We start from the raw sequence: 18,650 nt of genomic DNA, 5'->3' as shown, positions 1-18,650 counted from the left end.
AGTTCGCCACGCTACTACATGTCAATAGTCCTCTTATGAAATGTCGTTCCTTGCTTGAAGCTAGCATCAGAAAGTATCCGGCAAGTGTTGAATTTGCCTTCTCTTCCACAGAAAATAAATTGCGGGTAAAACCAACAAGGTCAGTAGTAAAGCGCTAACCATGCCACCAACCATCGGAGCAGCAATACGACTCATGACTTCAGACCCAGTGCCTGAGCCGTAAAGTACGGGTAATAAGCCAAATATTATGGTCGCTGTGGTCATCATAACCGGTCGGACACGTAATCCAGAGCCATGAATAACCGCTTCAGTTAACATGTTTATGGTGGGTTTGACGCCCTCAGATTTACATTTTTCGATTAAGGCTTGATACTCCTGATTTAAGTAAACAAGCATAATTACGCCAATTTCTACGGCAACACCTGCAAGTGCAATGAAGCCGACGCCGACGGCAACTGAAAAGTTAAAACCCTCTATGTACATGAGCCAGATACTTCCTACCATAGACAGTGGTAAAGTCCCCATAATGATCGCTACTTCGATGAAGTTGCGAAAATTGAGATACAGTAGAATAACGATGATAGCTATGGTCAAAGGAACCACATAGGTTAATTTCTCTTTCGCCCGCAACATATACTCATATTGTCCAGACCAGTTCACCGAATAACCTGCCGGTAAGACTAATTGCTCGCTCACTGCTTTTTGGGCTGAAACCACATAGGAACCAATATCTACACCATCGATATCCACATACACCCAGCCATTAAGCCGTGCATTTTCACTTTTAATACCTGGAGGACCATCTTCAATATACACATCCGCCACATCGGCCAAAGCAATTCGTTTACCCTGTGGTGTAACGATAGGTAATAAAGATAAGGACTCAGGCGATGAACGATAAGACTGAGGATAACGAACATTTACAGGGTAACGCTCTAAACCTTCAACACTCTGAGTCACATTCATCCCGCCGATAGCACTTGAGACAACTTGTTGGACGTCAGCGATGTTTAGACCATATCGTGCTGCCTTTTCGCGCTGAATATCTACTTTGACATAACGTCCTCCTGCGACACGCTCAGAATAAACAGAGGCAGTGCCGTTAACATCGGAAAGTATGGTTTCAATTTGCTGTCCGATTTTCTGAATTTCCTTGAGATCAGGGCCACCAATTTTAATACCAACGGGCGTCTTTATACCTGTTGCCAACATGTCAATTCTAGTCTTAATTGGCATTACCCAAGCATTCGTTAGGCCCGGCAATTTGACCACTGAGTCAAACTCCTTTATTAAATCATCAGTTGTTAAGCCTTCTCGCCACTCCTCTTTAGGTTTTAATTGAATGAAGGTTTCTATCATCGTTAAAGGAGCCGGATCGGTTGCGGTATCAGCGCGACCTACTTTCCCAAACACGGTTTCGACTTCTGGGACCGTTTTGATCAGTTTATTGGTTTGTTGCAACAACTCTCGGGCTTTGCCAATCGATATACCCGCATAGGTTGTTGGCATGTACATCAAATCCCCCTCATCCAAAGGTGGGATAAACTCGCTGCCAATCTTGTTCACAGGCCACAAACCTATCGCTAGTACTAAAGCCGCAGCTAACATCGTTACCTTAGGGAAACGCAGAACAGTTCTAAGCGTCGGCATGTACAAAAAAGTTAAGAAACGATTGACTGGATTTTTGCTTTCAGCAAGTATTTTACCGCGCACAAAATATCCCATAAGAACGGGCACAAGCGTAATTGCAAGAGCTGCTGAGGCTGCCATTGCATAGGTTTTGGTAAAAGCAAGCGGTGAAAACATGCGCCCCTCTTGTGCCTCAAGCGTAAACACAGGCACAAAACTGACTGTTATAATTAGAAGACTGAAAAACAATGCAGGGCCCACCTCAGATGCTGAATCCACAACTATTTGCCATCTATTCTCTTTGGTTAAGGGGGTGCGCTCCATGTGTTTATGCATATTCTCAATCATCACAATCGCTCCGTCGCTCATCGCACCAATAGCAATAGCAATTCCACCCAATGACATGATGTTGGCATTGATACCTTGCATATACATCACAATAATTGCTGTGATAATGCCTACTGGAATACTAATGATGGCAACAAGCGACGAACGCACATGGAACAAGAATGCGATACACACCAGTGCAACGACGATAAACTCTTCCACTAATTTCGATGCAAGGTTGTCTACCGCTCTTTCTATTAGTGCAGAGCGATCGTACACCGTGACAATTTCGACCCCATCGGGTAAGCCTTTTTTAAGGTCTTCAAGTTTTGCTTTGACGCCGTCAATCGTTTTTTGCGCATTTTCACCAAAGCGCATAACAACGACACCGCCAACGGTTTCCCCTTCACCGTTTAACTCAGCTACTCCCCTTCGCATCTGTGGACCAAGACGAACATCAGCAATGTCCTTTACTAAAAGCGGCGTTCCATTATCGTTTACACCCAAAGGAATAAGCTCAATATCCCTTTTACTCTCTATGTAACCTGTGGCACGGACCATGTATTCAGCTTCAGCCATTTCGATGACCGATGCGCCCACTTCCTGATTGCCGCGCTTGATGGCCGTTTGAATGTGAGAGAGCGGAATGCCATATGCTCGCAACTTCTCCGGATCGACCTGCACTTGATATTGCTTTACCATGCCTCCAATAGCTGAAACTTCAGAAACGCCTGGCACCGTTTGAAGCTCATACTTAAGGAACCAATCCTGTAAGCTTCGTAGTTGGCTGATATCGTTTTGTCCCGTTTTATCAACAAGTGCATAGAGATAAACCCAACCCACGCCGGTAGCATCTGGCCCCAATTGTGGTCTTGCGTTTTCGGGTAGATTAGGAGCAACTTGCGATAAATATTCAAGCACTCGACTACGCGCCCAGTACAAGTCGGTGTCGTCATCGAATATGATGTAGACATAAGAATCGCCAAAAAACGAATATCCTCTCACTGTTTGTGCCCCGGGCACTGACAGCATTGCGGTAGTCAAAGGATAGGTAACTTGATCTTCTACCACTTGAGGCGCTTGTCCTGGATAACTAGTTTTTATAATTACCTGTACGTCCGACAAATCGGGTAATGCATCAACCGGCGTGTTTTTAATGGCAAACAACCCACCACCCACGAGAATAAGCGTAGCCAGTAGAACAAAAAATCGGTTATTGACCGACCATCTAATTATGGCAGCTATCATTGATGAGCTCCTTGATGGTCTGAATGATTAGAATGATCAATGTCTTGGGTATCGTTCATGTCTGTCATCGAGCCCATGATGTGGACAGTTGCCACTTCAAAACTTCCAGAGTCGGTTTTGACAATTTCCATGTGCAGTGACATACCGGCTTTCAATTCTTCAATAGCAACGCTATCGGCAACATCGAAATCCATTGTCATACTCGGCCATTCCCACTCATCAATAGGACCGTGATCAACGTTGATTTTTCTGCTCTCCATCATCACGTTATTTATGGTTGCCTCTGTCCAAACCGACATAATAGGCTCTTCCATACTGTGCATTGCGTCATGACCTGAATCAGTGCTCTCCTCAGAGCTATCCATGTCATTCATCGAATCCATGATATGAACGGTGGTTACTTCGAAACTTCCAGAGTCAGTTTTAGTGATTTCCATATGAAGTGACATGCCGGCTTTCAACTCATTAATGTCGACGCTTTCGGCAACGGTGAAATCCATTGTCATGCTCGGCCATTCCCACTCTTCAATAGCGCCATGATCAACATTTATCATTCTATGATCTGTCATCACACTGTTTACGGTCGCCTCGGTATATACCGACTGCGCAGTCGCTTCAGGCTCCTCCATCCTTTTGAAATCAGAACTAATGCTGCTTTCTGAATCGAGTAAGAATTGTGCTGACGTAACGATTTTGTCGTTGAGTCTCAAGCCTGATAAGATCTCTGTATATTCATCAACTACCTGTCCTACTTCTACTGACACCGACTTAAACTTACCGTCTCCAAGTGCTAAAACCACTCTATCTTGGCTACCAGTTCTAATTACCGCCTCAGAAGGCACGAGTAAATTCTCACCTGTTAAATCGGAATGGATCGTTACCTGAGCGAACATGTTAGGTTTTAGTGCATAATCATCATTGGTAAATCTCAGTCTTACTTTAAGCGTCCTAGTCGTTTCATCTAGGGTTGGATAGATATAATCAACCTCTCCTGTCCACTCTTTACCTGGGAGATATTCTAAAGTCATAGTCACAGGCAAACCCTCTTGAATTTGAGCAGACTGTCGCTCAAACACCTCAGCATCGACCCAAACTTTATCCAAGGCACCAATTGATAAAATTGTCAGTCCTGGCTTTACGTAAAACCCTTGACGCACATTCAAGTTATCAACAAAGCCAGTTTGGGGTGCATAGAAGGTTATTGTTTGCTGAACTTTACCAGTTGAGATAAGCGATTGAATCTCAGATTCTGGCATTTGCAGCGCTTTTAACCTTGTTTTTGAAGCCTCTATCAGCTCCTTATTTGAGCGTTTTAAGGCAATAAGATATTCTTCTTGAGCATTTACAAGTTCGGGAGAATAAAGCGCGTATAGTGGCTCGCCCTTTTTGACATATTCGCCCGCTGCTTTTACGTATAGCTCATCTATCCAACCCTCTACCCTTGGGTGAATATGAACGAGTGTGTCCTCATTATATTGGATATAACCTACTGTTTTTATAGGTACGTGCAAAGACCGCTTTTCCACTTTAGCAGTACGCACACCTAGATTGTTCACTACAGTTGGCGAAATCTTCACCGTACCTGGGCTATCGCCAGCGCCTTGTTCATCTTCGTAAACAGGTACTAAATCCATGCCCATAGGGGACTTCCCAGGCTCATCTCTTCTATAGTTTGGATCCATTGGCGCAACCCAATACAAAGGCTGCTTTTCTCCAGCATCCGCCGCACTATCATGTGAGTCATTTGAGCTTGGTAATATTGAGTAGGTAAGAGCTGTCATTACAGCGCCTGCTATCACGCCTATAGCGATTGCGTTAACAGTTTTCATTGGTTTGCTCCAAATTCAGATACAGCTTTAAGACTCTGCTCAGAAAAAAAGTAATTTAGTTGAATGTTTGTTTTAAGTAGTTCGACTTCGATTTCTAATGCGTCAATACGAGCATTTAGATCAGCAATCCTAGCTCTCACAACTTCAGCAAAATCACCGTCATCATTGGTATAAGCTGTTAACGAGGCTTCGGCTTGTTCGCTTGATTGCTGGAGAATATTCGTGCGATATAAGGTCTGTCTCTCCAACAGCCGTTCTCTTGCTGCAAAAATGGATTGCATTTGAGCAAGCATGCCTCTAAGCACTAATCGTTTTTCAGTTTTAATTGCTTCTGATTCGTTAACGGCGGCGCTTACTTCTTTATCTTGTTTATTTTCTGTAAATAAGGGGAGGTCAAAACTAATGCCAATCGAAAGAAAATCTGCACGGCTTCTGTCCATTTGATCATCCGCTCGATATGCATAACTGGCATTTACTCCCCATTGCGGCTTGTATTGTTGTTTCGCTAGTTCAATGCCAGTCTGACTAGACTTTATTCGGCTTTCAACAGCTCTTATAAGAGGGTGCGAGATGAGTATATTTGCCAACATTTGTTGATTATTAGCTTTCAATATCTTGTAGTAGGCGTTCTCTATTCCTTCAATTTCTGGCAACGTTTTTGGTAGTTCAAGAGAGGCAACATTTACCGAGTTATTGAATGCGCCTAAATCGCCGCCGGTCAACCATTCTAAAAGTTCAGCCGAGGCCCTTTCTTTTTGAGAAGATAGTTTTGTGAGTCTGTCTTCAAGTCGCGCTAGTTCTAACTGCGCTCGGATAATATCTTGTTGCCTAACTTTACCGACGGCAGAGGAGTAATTCGCTTCTGCAATTTCACTGAGTTGTTCAAACAAAGATCTGTCTTTCTCAATTAGCGAAATGCTTTGCTGCGCTAGATAAACGTCTAACCACTTCATAGAAACGGCAACTTGTGTTTTGGCTATTCTGTCCAATCGCATAAATGGATGCTGCGTTGCCAATTCTTCGAGTTGCTTGCGTCTAATACTCAAGCTTTCTCCACGAGGAAACATCTGTGATATGCCCGCTTTAATTTGAGTCATAGGCTCTTGATCGAATGCAAAACCATCAGTAGGGATGTTTGCCAACCCTAATGACACAACTGGATCAGGCAAAGTATCTGCGGCGATACTTGAAGAAATAGTCGCGTTTTCCCGATATTGGCTACCTTCCAACCACGGGTCCTTTTGAATAGCTTGGGCAACAGCCTGCTGCAAAGTAAGGGGGGTCTTTTGTTCTGCTGATATTTGACTGCTTGTTGTAACAAGCAAAATTAGGCATGCAAAGCCTTTAAAAGCACTCATCAGAATTGCTCCTCATACGAATTCACCTCTGCAAAAACCTCTGCTGTACCGTCATCTTTGAGCAATAACACTTGATATGGTCTGAATTGATCGCCGTTCTCCATTCCTGGACTGCCAACAGGCATACCCGGCACCGAGAGGCCGATAGACCCTTGCGGAACATTATCTAAGTATTTAACAATAAATTTGACGGGTATATGACCTTCGAAAACATACCCTTCAGTTGACACCGATGTATGGCAGGAGCGGTACATTGGTTCGATTCCGAGATCTTGTTTTTTAGTAGTGAGAAAAACAAGATCATCTACATCGGTTTGGATGCCTTGAGATTCAGCATGTTCAATCCATCCCTGACAACATCCACACGACTCGCGTTTAAAAACGTCCAACTTTAAACTCGACTCAATATCTTGGGAATTGGTCTTGTTTTGTTCAGTAGTAACTGATTCATTTGTGCATGCAACGACGATAGTCACTGAAATAAGCAGCACTAATTTAGTAAAAAGCAATTTTATTGGCTTCATTTGATTTCTCTTTCTAACAATTTAAATGTCGGCCACAGCCTTTATTGGGCGGCGTTCGATATTGGAATTTTGACGAGCTTCGCCAAATTTTTGGAGTTAGGCTAAAGAGCGTTTTGGGGGACGTTGCAAGCGACCAAGGACAGCATCATCTGCATCCGTGATAAAAGTGTTGGGCTTAAGGGATTTGAAGTCGATTGGAGTTAAAATGTCAAAATTCACGAGCATCGCGATGGACACAATGCCTAGTGGACAAGCACACCCGTCGCCACAGCAATCCGCGTTCATCTGACTCATCTCATGACTATTTTGCGATGAATTATGGTCGTTATCCATAAGGTGTTGCTCATGCATATCGTTTTGCATGTCGCAGCCAGCGCTGGACAGCGCAAACGAATCTGCAACTTGAGTGCTTAAAAATATTATAAGCAAAACAGTTTTAATGCATTTACTGACCACACCAACCCTTAATGAATAATCTAATTCGACTTTACTATTCTTGAAATAACTTTGATAAGGTATTCTAAATATAGTTCCAGTTGAAGAGTATAGTTAAGCAACATGGCAGTGCGATTACCTGCTCATTACAATGTTGTAATCTATTAAGGGCAATCGTTGGTTATTTTTATGCATTGGAATATATTGCTTGTGAGTGAGGTACGTTTTGTTGGCCCGAGTTGCAACATCCAATCTCGAACACCCACTTGTTAAACATTTAGCAACACTAAGTACCGAAATCGCATTAAACATGACGTGAGTGAACTATGAAAATTTTGGTAGTCGAGGATGAAAAGAAAATCGGTGACTATATAAAGCAAGGACTAACAGAGTCTGGATTTGTCATTGAACTCGTCCGCAATGGTTTAGACGGTCATCATAAAGCGATGACAGGCGAGTTTAATCTAATAATATTAGACGTCATGCTCCCAGATATTAATGGTTGGCGGATTTTAGAATCATTACGTCAATCTGGCAATCAAACGCCGGTCTTGTTTTTGACAGCGAGAGATAGTGTAAATGACAGAGTAAAGGGTCTAGAGTTAGGCGCTGACGATTATCTAGTCAAGCCTTTTGCTTTTGCAGAATTGTTGGCTAGAGTCAGAACCCTTTTTCGAAGAGGAAATACAGTAGCTGCCAACCTGCTACAAGTCGCAGACTTACAAATGGACATCCCGTCTCGTGTTGTAAAACGCGCTGGCCAATCCATTAATTTGACAACAAAAGAGTTTTCGCTTTTAGAACTCATGGTCAGAAGACAAGGAGAGGTGCTTCCTCGCTCGTTGATTGCGTCTCAAGTATGGGATATTAATTTCGACAGCGATACAAACGTCATCGATGTAGCGATACGCCGCTTAAGAGCTAAAATTGATGATGCATTTTCCCCTAAATTGATTCAAACGGTTCGTGGTATGGGATACAAGTTAACAACTGATGAAGAGCAAAATTAAAAGGCAAAAGCCGTACTCAATTTCCTTTCGAACAATGGTATTTGTGGGAATAGCTATCTTTGTGTGTTTGGGCGTTATGGGCACACTCGTAGTCACCTCCATCGAAGATCATTTTCAAGAACAAGATGCCGATGAGCTTGATGAGGTGTTTCATGCCATTAAGTTAAAGCTCGAAAAGTCACATAATCAGTCAGTACAACCCAGTAAGCTTTTATTTCAGGCGGTTTCAGGACATCATGGTGTGTACTATTATGTAGAGGATGCCGAAGGAGATACAATATTTTCAAGCGAAGGAGCCAACTTTTCTTTCTTTCCTAAAACAGCCAAAACATACACATCAATTAATCCCGCAGACATGCTGTTATTTAGCGATGAAAACCATATGCATAGAGCCATTAAATTAGGTTTTAACACGCATGATACTAGCTATACCATCATCGTTGCTTCAAACATGGAATTTCATATGACATTTATGAACAGCCTTTTGAAATCGATTATTGGCATCATTATTTGTTCGGGCATTATTACAGTCTTAGCTGCGCGTTTTGCGATTTACAGAAGCCTATCACCATTAAGAAAGCTTACGCGAAAAATTGAAACCATCACCGCCGATAATCTTGATATACGACTAAACCCAGATGAGGTACCGGAAGAATTAATCACTCTAGTAAATTCTTTCAATACCATGATTGAGCGGCTTGAGGATGGATTTGAAAAACTATCCCACTTCTCAGCCGATATCGCGCATGAATTACGAACCCCAATAACTAGCTTAACTACCCAAACCCAAGTGATGTTGGGACAAGCTCGGTCAAATGACGAATATGCTGACATACTTTATTCGAATTTAGAAGAATATGAGCGTATGACGAAAATGGTAAGTGATATGCTGCTATTAGCTAAAACCGAGCACGGTCTTATCAAGCCATCAATTGAACCTTTAGATATTCAACAGGAAATATCAAGCCTACTCGATTACTTTAATTTACTCGCTGACGAAAAGCATATAAACATCCAAGTCACCGTATCCGCCCTTACTATTCAATGCGATAAAACCATGTTCCGACAGGCAATAGGAAATCTGATTTCAAATGCGATTAGACACGCTCCTAGTAATAGTACGGTAGAGATCAAAACGGAGTCCAAAGGAAAAAAGCAGAAAATAATGGTGTTAAATAACGGGGAGAAAATTGAGCCTCAGCATATTCCCAAATTGTTCAATCGTTTCTATCGAGTTGACCCATCTCGACAAAGAGATGGGCAAGGTACAGGCCTTGGATTGACTATTGCTAAATCTGTGATGAAAATCAATGGAGCCGATATGTACGTCGAATCCGATGAAAGTAAGACGGTTTTTATTATCGAGTTTAGCGATACTTAAAAATAAGATGATGACGACGGGTAATCATGTTTGGAAAATTGCTAATTTATCGGGCTATTTATTGAGGTCGCAATATGAATTAAATTAAGACTTATGAATATGTTAATTAGAGCATGTTCAAATATTAATAAAATAAATGAAAATTATTTTGAACATGCTGCATTACATGAGCCCAATTTATCGTTAGATTATTTATTGGTCTGACTAACGGGAAAACCTATTTTAATTATCGTGTATTCTTACAACCGTGTTACCCATTTCGCCAAATCAATAAAGGAGCTTTACCTAATAAAGTCAAGATACTGCTGCTCTGACAAAACTTTTACTCCTTTGTCTTTTGCTGCGTTAATTTTAGTTTCGCCAACTTTATCGCCTGTAACAAGATAAGTTGTCTTTGAAGTTACCGATTTTCCAACTTTTGCGCCTAAGGCTTTAGCATTCTTTTCCATATCTGATCGGGAACCTTCAATCATAGTGCCTGTAAAAACAATTATTGCTCCAGATATCGGTGATGACAATTTTTCAGTATTTTCTATAGCTGTTGGTCTTAATGCAAAGCCTAAATCATAAACCTTAAAAAATTCTTCCCTTATATTTTCTAAACCCTCTTTAATAGCCTCAGCGCTAATTTCAGCGAATCCATCAATTTGGATCATGTCAGAAACTGTAAGTTCAAATAAACTAACTAATGAATGATGTTCTAGAAGTTTTTCGCAATTCCCTGAACCTAACCGGCTAACCCCAAACGCAGATAGGAATCGCCAGTCTTCAATCTCAATACTTCTGCTCGCTTGGAGTTGATTAAATAAATTTATCGCCGTCTTCTCACCAAAGCCAATCTTTAAGAAATCGTCAACTTCTAAGCTATATATTTCATGGATATATTTAACTCCAAAGCTGGTTAGCTTTTCAATCGTCTTAGACCCAAACCCATCATTATTACCAAGAGTTTTGAAAAAATGAACTAAGGTGTTTTCAGTTTGCGCGGGGCAGTCTATTTTATTAGGACAAATTAAATTATCTGATTCCCACAATAAATGGGATCCACAACTGGGGCATGAATCAGGAATATCAGGGGCAACCTTCGTTAAGACCTCTTCAATTTTGGGAATTACTAAACCACTTCTCACCAACCTAATGATAGCGCCAGCTCCAACGCCATTTGTTTTGACCATATTATAATGGTGAACTGTCACTCTGCTTATGGTAACACCACTTAATTTCGTTGGCACAAGTTCGGCTACAGGTGCTATCCTTCCAGTTCTTGATGTTTGTGGTATAACCCTAACTACTTCGACATTTGCAGATTCTTCATTTACTTTAAATGCTATTTGCCACCTATGGTTACGTCTTGTCGCGCCCATATACTTTTTTATAGTCTCATTTGTAGTCTCTAAAATTACACCATCCACATCAAAGTCTACCGAACTCCAAATACCCTCAACGATTGATTCAAACTCATCCATCAACACCGAAATTTTGACTGTATTATTTTTAAGAAGAGCGAAGGGATAAAATACACATGCGCCATCTTTTATAGCCTTCTGGATTCTGTTATCAACCTTCTTTTCAGCTATAATAGCGGCTTGGATATTTCTAGAATTTTCAAAATAACTACTGAGTACCTCAGTGAAATAACTTTTTTTAATAACTATTTCACCGGGCCCCAAACCACGCTCTCCGGAGTTGGCTACCTTCAATCCGCGTTTAAATGCTCTTGTTACATCTTGTCCTCTATAACCATCCCCTCTGGTATATAGAGTATCACCGTCATCATAGGCTGCATAACCATCGAGTTTAGGTGTCACCCTAATATCAATCTCTTCTTCAGGTACATTCGTCTCTTGAGCTGCTTTTTGTATTCTCTTTACCCACTTCTCGATATCTTGAAGTGAATATGCTTTTTCCGTTGACAACATTCTTTCTGGAAGTTCGACTGTTTTAGACTCAATTAAAGGCTCTGGCTCAACAGTGTTAAGGTATGGATGAAGATGATTTTGATCTCGCAATAATGAAATGTATATATCATATTGCTTATCTGACAGAATCGGACTACCCGCCCGATAAAGGGCGTTGGATGCTTTTAGAATAAATACTAACTCTTCAGTATTTAAGTCTGACCGAGAGAACAACGATACTAATTTTTCTGGCCTAAATTCTTCACCTGTCTCATTCAATATTTCCAATTGTTCTTTGGTAAAGTCAATATTCAGCATATCAAAGCCCTCCATTTAAACGAACAACTAAGGTGGTATTGTTATATCCTAATAATGGCTGATAAATATCCGTTTGGAAAAACGATGTAAGGGTATCGTTGAGACCTTTTGTGAAGACATTAATTAAATAATGTAACTTGAGTACTTGAACAAATCTATTTGAAACAATTTTGTCCATGGTGACACCCATTGCACCGGTACGTCCTACTTGAAACTCAACATCTAACAGTTTGGTTATTTCTTCTTGGGCAGGGAATTTCTGCGCAATGGCCCAGCGCGGCGCGCGTGCCACAAAGCCTAATGTTTGTTGTACGCTAATATCATCAACTTTAAACACTACGCCATCAATATCGTAAGGTAAGTCGTCACGAAGGGTCAATATACGCTGATAATACGCTAAGCAGCCTTTGCCTCCCTCTGCGGTGTCGATATCAGGGCATAAGGGTATACCCCACTCACCTAACTGCGCTAATCGCGCACTATGATGATGTGGCAGCTCAAAATCCTCAGGCGTAACCACACCCAAAGAATAGGCGTAAAACATTAACGGGCGTTTCGCTGTTACTTTTGAATCAAGCTGTCTAAGGCTTCCAGCGGCAGCATTACGCGGGTTAGCGAAAACTTTACCGTCGTTAGCACGCTGATAATCATTAAGCGCTTCAAAGCCCTTTTTAGGCATAAATACTTCACCGCGAACTTCTAATCGAGATGGGTAGTTTTCGCCGCGTAATTTAAGAGGAACGTTTGCAATGGTGCGAACATTGGTAGTAATGTTCTCACCAACTTGGCCATCACCCCGAGTCGCTGCACGTACCATTTCGCCATTTTCATAAAGAATACTAACCGCCAATCCATCAAGCTTTGGTTCGCAACTAAAACCAAGTTCTTTATTGTCTTTTAAGCGATCGTAAATACGTTTTTCAAACGCCAATAGCGACACATCATCAAACGCGTTATCAAGTGATAACATAGGCACTTCATGGGTAACTTGCTCGAAAGCAGAAAGCGCAGAGCCCCCCACTTTTTGACTTGGCGAACTTACACTCTGCAATTCAGGGAATTGCTTTTCGATGCTGATGAGTTCCTGCATATCTCTATCATATTGCGCATCGGGCACTGTTGGGGCATCGAGCACATAGTATTGATAGTTGTATTCGTTTATCTGCCCACGAAGTGATTCGGCGCGGGCTTTTGCTTGTTCTAACGTGTCTGACATGATGATACTTGCGTGTAATTTTTTAAAAGAAATGGCGGTTTCACTCTGCTAACTAAAACAGAGGCAGCACGCTCACTCAATACTAATTGGTGACTGTACTTAACGCCAAATAATTGTCCTAATGGTAGCATGAGAAAACAAAAAAGGGCCGCTAAAAAGTCAGGCCCTTTATGCTAATTTATAGGAATTGACTACTGGCGGGCAATCATACGTTTGCGCTCAAACTCACGTATTTTTTCCATGTATTGCTGTAAACCTTGTTTAGTTAGCACACTACGACGTCCATCAAGCACTTGAGCACCGAACTCATCCGCCAACTTACGTGCGGCGTTGTGCATCATATTGAACACTTGATGAGGATCGCCCTCAATGGGCAGGATCATAAACAAAGAAACTCCCTGTGTGTTAAACGTTTCAAGGTTATCAATATCGAAAATTCCAGGCTTAAACATATTAGCCAAGCTAAATAACACCGGTCCTTTACCATTGGAATTAACGTGGCGATGGAAAATATCTTGGTCGCCAAACTTAAAGCCAAGCGTTAATAACATTGGCAACAAAGCTGCGCCAGATATTGGGTCGTCCTCGGGGGCTTTAACGTTGAGTACGAGTACTTCTTGTTCAACTTGCTCAGAAGCGCCCTCATTTTGGGTGCGACTGCCTGAAGCAGTTTGCATACTGTTATCTTGGCTGTCTGTACTGGCGCTTTCTGCGTTGGCTGCGTTGGCTGCATTGGCTGCATTGGCTGCACTGTCATCAAAATCGATACGCATTTGATCATCGCCAAATTTAGGCTCTTGGCGCTTGCGAGAAATAGGTTTGCTGCGCTTTCCTTTCATAAAGCGCTTAGCTTGTTCACCTAGGCCGCTGGCACTAACGACTTCAGCACCTTCGCTTGCCTGATTTTGGGTCTCTTTGTGGCCTGTTTGCGCAGTATTACCCGACACAGATTGTGTTGCCGGTGAGTCCAAACTGAAATCATCGATTTCTGGTGAGTTGTGTTCAGGCGTTGGTTGGCTATTGCCCGCATCATGAGACACTGGCGTACTGTCTACTGCACTATAAGTCGCAGAGGGCTGGTTGGTAGCGGCAGTTTCAACTTCGCTAGCAGGTTCATCATCGCCTTCACGTAATAGAAACCCAGGAGGTTCTGGGAAGGAATCTGCACTCAATCCGTCATCTACATTTGCAGGGACTGAAGTGCTCTGAAGATGCGGCTTTGGATTAGACACTACCGAACCATAAAGCTTAGGTTTATCGGCTACCTTTTCTTTCGAAGTATTAGTCTTGGAAGCGGAATCTTCAGCACTCGCTCCACTACTCGCGGCATTAGCTTCTTTCTGCGCAGTAGCAGCTAAATGATCAACCGTTTCATTTTCACCCGATGATTTATCCGATGCATTATTAACATCATGCTGAACACTGACATCGCTAACATCGCTATCAGCGGTGCTATCGCTACCATAAAAGCTTTTTGCTTTGGAGGCACTCGCCGCTGTGTGATTGGCACTGCTATGTGAATCACCTAGGTCTTGTTCATCGCTTGTATCGAAACTGTCTTGCGCATTTTCTTGTGCATTGCCAGAACTCACCACGCGAACCTGGCCAATACCTAATTCATCAAATCCTTCTGATTGCGAACCTTCTTCCTCACCAATATCTGCCCACTGACGGGGTTCAACTCGAGGTTTACTGCTCGCCTTTCCGTTTTTGCGAATTTTCCAAATACCGTGAGCAAGCACTGCAATTATAAAGCAGGTACCTGCAAACAATAGTGATAGACGTAATTCATCTTCCATTTAGCTTCGTCGCCCTTTGTTATGCTTCTGCGAAAGCCATTGCTTGTTCAACATCAACCGCTACCATCCTAGACACACCAGGTTCTGCCATGGTAACACCGGTTAAATGACTTGCCATTTCCATCGCAATCTTATTGTGGGTGATATAAATAAACTGTACCGTTTGCGACATTTCTGAAACCAAGTTACAAAAACGCCCAACGTTAGCATCATCCAATGGTGCATCAACTTCATCCAGCAAACAAAATGGTGCTGGATTAAGCCTAAATATCGCAAATACCAATGATAAAGCGGTTAACGCTTTTTCTCCACCGCTTAAAAGGTGAATTGTACTATTTTTCTTACCAGGAGGGCGCGCCATGATAGTCACCCCAGTTTCTAGTAAGTCATCGTCGGTTAACGCTAAATAAGCGGAGCCTCCTCCAAACACTTTTGGAAACAGGGTTTTTAAATCTTGGTTCACTTGCTCAAACGTAGTAGAAAAACGGGTACGGGTTTCTTTATCTATTTTACGTATCGCGCTTTGCAATGTTTCCAATGCATCGGTTAAATCATGGTATTGAGTATCAAGGTGTAACTTTCGTTCCGATTGGGTTTCGAACTCTTCTACCGCTGCCAAGTTCACCGCCCCTAAGCGAGACAAACTTCCTTGCGTGCTTTCAAGTTCTTTCTGCCACATGGTTTCATCAGCTTCTTCAGGCAATGTTTCAAGAATAGATTTGAGCGACTGCTGGCTGTCTTCCAGCTGCTCCAAAATAGCGGTAGCACGCACTTTAAACCCTTCAATCTCGATATTTAGCTTTTCGATGTTGCTCGTGCGCTCTTGAATATCTTTCGCCAACGCCTGTTGGCCTTTTTCTGACTCACGCAGCATTTGTTCTATTTCATCATGCTTAGATTGGTACTCGGAACGCTTGTTTTCAAGTTCACTTTTTTGTGTAAGCATTTCTTGTAATTGAACTTTTTGAACTGCTTGCGGCGCCGACAAGTCTGTAAGCTCTTTGCTTAGCGTATCCCGTCTGGATTGATAATCGGTTAGCTGCTGTTGGTTACGCGTTACCTGTTGAGCATATAAATTTTGATGACTTTCCAACTGCTGTACTTTTAATGCCATCTCATGAGCCAGGTGTGTTAACGACTCTACCTTACTGCGAAGTTGCGCCACCTTATTATCAAATTGTTCTCGGTTATTTTGCGCTTCGCTAACGCGATCTTCGTATTCCAATAGTTGTGCTTCATGAATTTCAAGCTGTTCAGATAAAGTAACAAGCTGCGCTTCTTCTTTACTTAACATGACATTCTGCTTGTTTAATTCGTCTTTAAGTTTTGTGCTTCGCGCCGCTAATTGTTCGTTTTGCATCACTAATACAGACATGGCATTGGTATGCTGAACTAGCGTATTTTTAAGGCTCTCATAGGTGAGTTTGGCATGGTCACTTTTCTCGGCATTACGACTAACCAGCACGTTGGCTTCTTCTACTTTTGCCTGGGCTAATGCTATATTGTCTTCAATGTGGTTAAGCTTTTCACTCAAATCAGCCAGTTTTGATGCTCTATGTAAAACGCTGTTTTCAACTTCACCGCCCCGCACTACCCAATCTTTAGCACACCAAAGACCTTCTTGTGAAAGTACAGACATTGTGTTTTGAAGGGTGCCGACCATATCCAGTGCATCAGCGTTGGTTTTACACAGTAGAATATGATTGAACGCTTCTGGCACCCGTTTGTTTTGTAACGCCGCAGCCAAGGTGTTGGGTTGCTTTTTATCGGTGAAAGCTGATTGGGCAAACACCCGCCCCCCCATGGGCAAAAGCGTTATCTGATTAACTAAGTCATTTATTTCAAGAGAACCGGCAATATAAGGTTGATGCCAATAGCGCAATACGGTTTCCACACAGTCATTCAAATGTTCTGGCACATTCAGCTGCTGCCACAACAATTGTAAGTCGCTATGCACCTCGGTATTGCCCGCAGCAGCATCGTCTTGCAGTGCCGATAGTGCTGCAATGGTAGATTGCAAAGACTGTCTTTCGCCATCTAGCTCTCTATGCATTGTTTCTACTTGTGCTAGGGCTTGCTGACTGCTTTTAAGGGCTTCTTTGATGTCGTTGTATTGCTCCAACGCCTCGCTTGCCTGAACTTCGGCTTCATCAATTTGCGCATTTAACATTGAAATCCGATCGGTAATATCATCGGTGTCGAGCTGGCTAAGCTCATCGTTCAGTTCACTGATACGCTGTGAAGTACGAAGCTGCATGTTCATCGTCGACTGAATTTGACTATGGCAGGTTTGTACCTCTTGCTTTAAACGATGATAAATTTGTTCGTGCTCGCGGCTTTGTGCACTAAAATCACGGCGTTCTTGCTCGGCATCATCAAACATGTCTTTGGCTTGTGCCAAAGCTTCATCATTCAACGCTTGCTGGGGTAACAAGGTGTCTAAACCCGATTTAGAGGTGGCTAACGCTTGATTAGCTTCTTCTAACCCAGCGACCAACAAGTTCGTTTGCTCGTTCAAGGTGACGAGTTCAGCCTCAATCTGTTGTTTGCGCTGCTGACTATGTAATTCGTTTTGTTCAATACGAGTAATGGCGTTACTGGTGGTAAATAGCTGCTGCTGCACATCATCGGCAGCTTGTTTGTTTTGCGCCAGTTGCTCTTTGTAGGCGAGCATGCCCGCTTCATCACCATGTTGCCGTAACACTAATGCATCAAGTGCTTGCTGGTGACCTTGCAGCACTTGCTGCAAGTTTTCAGTTTGTTCGTTATTTTTTAAAAAGCGGATACCCGCTAATTGCCCCTTCAGTTCACGCACTTTCTCACGCAACATTTTATAACGGGTTGCAGCCGCGGCTTGGCGCTGAAGCTTTTCAAGTTGTTGACCAAGTTCATCACGTACATCATTTAACCTTGCTAGGTTATCTTGCGTGTGGCGAATACGATTTTCAGTTTCCCGCCTTCTTTCTTTGTACTTGGAAATACCGGCCGCTTCTTCGATGAAAACTCGCAGCTCTTGCGGCTTAGATTCTATTAGCCGAGAAATCATACCTTGTTCAATAATGGCGTAAGAGCGAGGCCCTAACCCTGTGCCCAAAAACAAATCGGTGACATCACGACGACGGCATTTGGTGCCGTTTAAAAAATAGGTAGATTGGGCATCGCGGGTGACTAATCGTCTTACTGATAATTCGCTGTAAGTCGCATATTCGCCGCCAATTCGCCCTGCACTGTTATCAAAAAACAACTCAACACTGCACTGCCCCACAGGTTTACGTGCGGTAGAGCCGTTGAAGATAACGTCGGTCATGGCATCGCCACGTAAGTTCTTAGCAGAACTTTCCCCTAGCACCCATCGTACGGCATCGATTACGTTCGACTTTCCGCACCCATTTGGGCCGACAACAGCAGTCATTTCATTAGGAAAAGGAATTGTGGTTGGGTCTACAAAGGACTTAAAGCCCGCTAGTTTGATCTTTTTTAAACGCACAACAATACCTTACGCACTAAAGCTACGTAACAAGATGCGCCCCGTTGATGAGGGTTAAACGTTATAAAAGAAATATTTAGCGTATTGGCTAAGTGCATTAGGAAGCACATTTTTATGGTTTTTATTATGCTTGGACTTTACCAAATCTAACAGCTTGTAACAATTACCATTTCGTTTGCGTTAGGGTGTTA

General features: G+C 42.5%; 9 protein-coding genes and 1 pseudogene. 2 read left to right on the top strand and 8 right to left on the bottom strand.

Annotated features, from left to right (window positions below):
• Positions 1–66 precede the first annotated feature (66 nt).
• From AMBT_RS07035 to AMBT_RS07020, 4 genes are read right to left on the bottom strand one after another with little or no spacing between them, the layout of a single operon-like run.
• On the bottom strand, positions 67–3,204 hold the full coding sequence (locus AMBT_RS07035) for an efflux RND transporter permease subunit (RefSeq protein WP_013783917.1): 3,138 nt from the start codon (positions 3,202–3,204) through the stop codon (positions 67–69).
• The gene (locus AMBT_RS07030) at positions 3,201–5,033 is read right to left on the bottom strand and encodes an efflux RND transporter periplasmic adaptor subunit (RefSeq protein ID WP_013783916.1); all 1,833 of its coding nucleotides are present in this window, start codon (positions 5,031–5,033) and stop codon (positions 3,201–3,203) included. The genes AMBT_RS07035 and AMBT_RS07030 overlap by 4 nt, the downstream gene beginning before the upstream one ends.
• Entirely contained in the window at positions 5,030–6,391 is a 1,362-nt protein-coding gene (locus AMBT_RS07025; RefSeq protein ID WP_013783915.1) for a TolC family protein, read from the bottom strand. The genes AMBT_RS07030 and AMBT_RS07025 overlap by 4 nt, the downstream gene beginning before the upstream one ends.
• Positions 6,391–6,915, bottom strand: coding sequence for a DUF411 domain-containing protein (locus tag AMBT_RS07020; protein ID WP_013783914.1), 525 nt, complete (start codon positions 6,913–6,915; stop codon positions 6,391–6,393). The genes AMBT_RS07025 and AMBT_RS07020 overlap by 1 nt, the downstream gene beginning before the upstream one ends.
• 761 nt (positions 6,916–7,676) lie before the next feature.
• Here AMBT_RS07020 and AMBT_RS07010 point away from each other — a divergent pair.
• Both AMBT_RS07010 and AMBT_RS07005 read left to right on the top strand, forming a co-directional pair.
• Positions 7,677–8,360, top strand: coding sequence for a heavy metal response regulator transcription factor (locus AMBT_RS07010; RefSeq protein WP_013783912.1), 684 nt, complete (start codon positions 7,677–7,679; stop codon positions 8,358–8,360).
• Between the two features lie 34 nt (positions 8,361–8,394).
• Positions 8,395–9,741, top strand: a complete 1,347-nt coding sequence (locus tag AMBT_RS07005; RefSeq protein ID WP_232363225.1) for a heavy metal sensor histidine kinase — start codon at positions 8,395–8,397, stop codon at positions 9,739–9,741.
• Between the two features lie 281 nt (positions 9,742–10,022).
• Here the strand turns inward: AMBT_RS07005 and AMBT_RS07000 are convergent, their stop codons facing one another.
• From AMBT_RS07000 to smc, 4 genes and pseudogenes are all read right to left on the bottom strand, one after another.
• Positions 10,023–11,957: a BRCT domain-containing protein gene (locus AMBT_RS07000; RefSeq protein WP_041452514.1), complete on the bottom strand. Its 1,935-nt coding sequence runs from the start codon at positions 11,955–11,957 to the stop codon at positions 10,023–10,025.
• Positions 11,958–12,144: 187 nt separating this feature from the next.
• A pseudogene (gene ligA / locus AMBT_RS06995) lies at positions 12,145–13,173 on the bottom strand (NAD-dependent DNA ligase LigA); the annotation flags it as partial.
• A 191-nt stretch (positions 13,174–13,364) separates the two neighbouring features.
• Entirely contained in the window at positions 13,365–14,972 is a 1,608-nt protein-coding gene (gene zipA, locus AMBT_RS06990) for a cell division protein ZipA (RefSeq protein WP_013783908.1), read from the bottom strand.
• Between the two features lie 19 nt (positions 14,973–14,991).
• Positions 14,992–18,459, bottom strand: coding sequence for a chromosome segregation protein SMC (gene smc / locus AMBT_RS06985; protein ID WP_013783907.1), 3,468 nt, complete (start codon positions 18,457–18,459; stop codon positions 14,992–14,994).
• Between the last annotated feature and the right edge of the window lie 191 nt (positions 18,460–18,650).

Origin of the sequence: Alteromonas naphthalenivorans (assembly GCF_000213655.1) — a bacterium.
GTDB classification, from domain to species: Bacteria; Pseudomonadota; Gammaproteobacteria; order Enterobacterales; family Alteromonadaceae; genus Alteromonas; species Alteromonas naphthalenivorans.
This window is presented reverse-complemented; position numbering and strand designations above follow the sequence as displayed.

Excerpts from the sequence above, each read along its gene's own strand:
- AMBT_RS07035 (WP_013783917.1), bottom strand. The coding sequence starts at position 3,204 with ATGATAGCTGCCATAATTAGATGGTCGGTCAATAACCGATTTTTTGTT.
- AMBT_RS07030 (WP_013783916.1), bottom strand. The coding sequence starts at position 5,033 with ATGAAAACTGTTAACGCAATCGCTATAGGCGTGATAGCAGGCGCTGTA.
- AMBT_RS07025 (WP_013783915.1), bottom strand. The coding sequence starts at position 6,391 with ATGAGTGCTTTTAAAGGCTTTGCATGCCTAATTTTGCTTGTTACAACA.
- AMBT_RS07020 (WP_013783914.1), bottom strand. The coding sequence starts at position 6,915 with ATGAAGCCAATAAAATTGCTTTTTACTAAATTAGTGCTGCTTATTTCA.
- AMBT_RS07010 (WP_013783912.1), top strand. The coding sequence starts at position 7,677 with ATGAAAATTTTGGTAGTCGAGGATGAAAAGAAAATCGGTGACTATATA.
- AMBT_RS07005 (WP_232363225.1), top strand. The coding sequence starts at position 8,395 with ATGGTATTTGTGGGAATAGCTATCTTTGTGTGTTTGGGCGTTATGGGC.
- AMBT_RS07000 (WP_041452514.1), bottom strand. The coding sequence starts at position 11,957 with ATGCTGAATATTGACTTTACCAAAGAACAATTGGAAATATTGAATGAG.
- zipA (WP_013783908.1), bottom strand. The coding sequence starts at position 14,972 with ATGGAAGATGAATTACGTCTATCACTATTGTTTGCAGGTACCTGCTTT.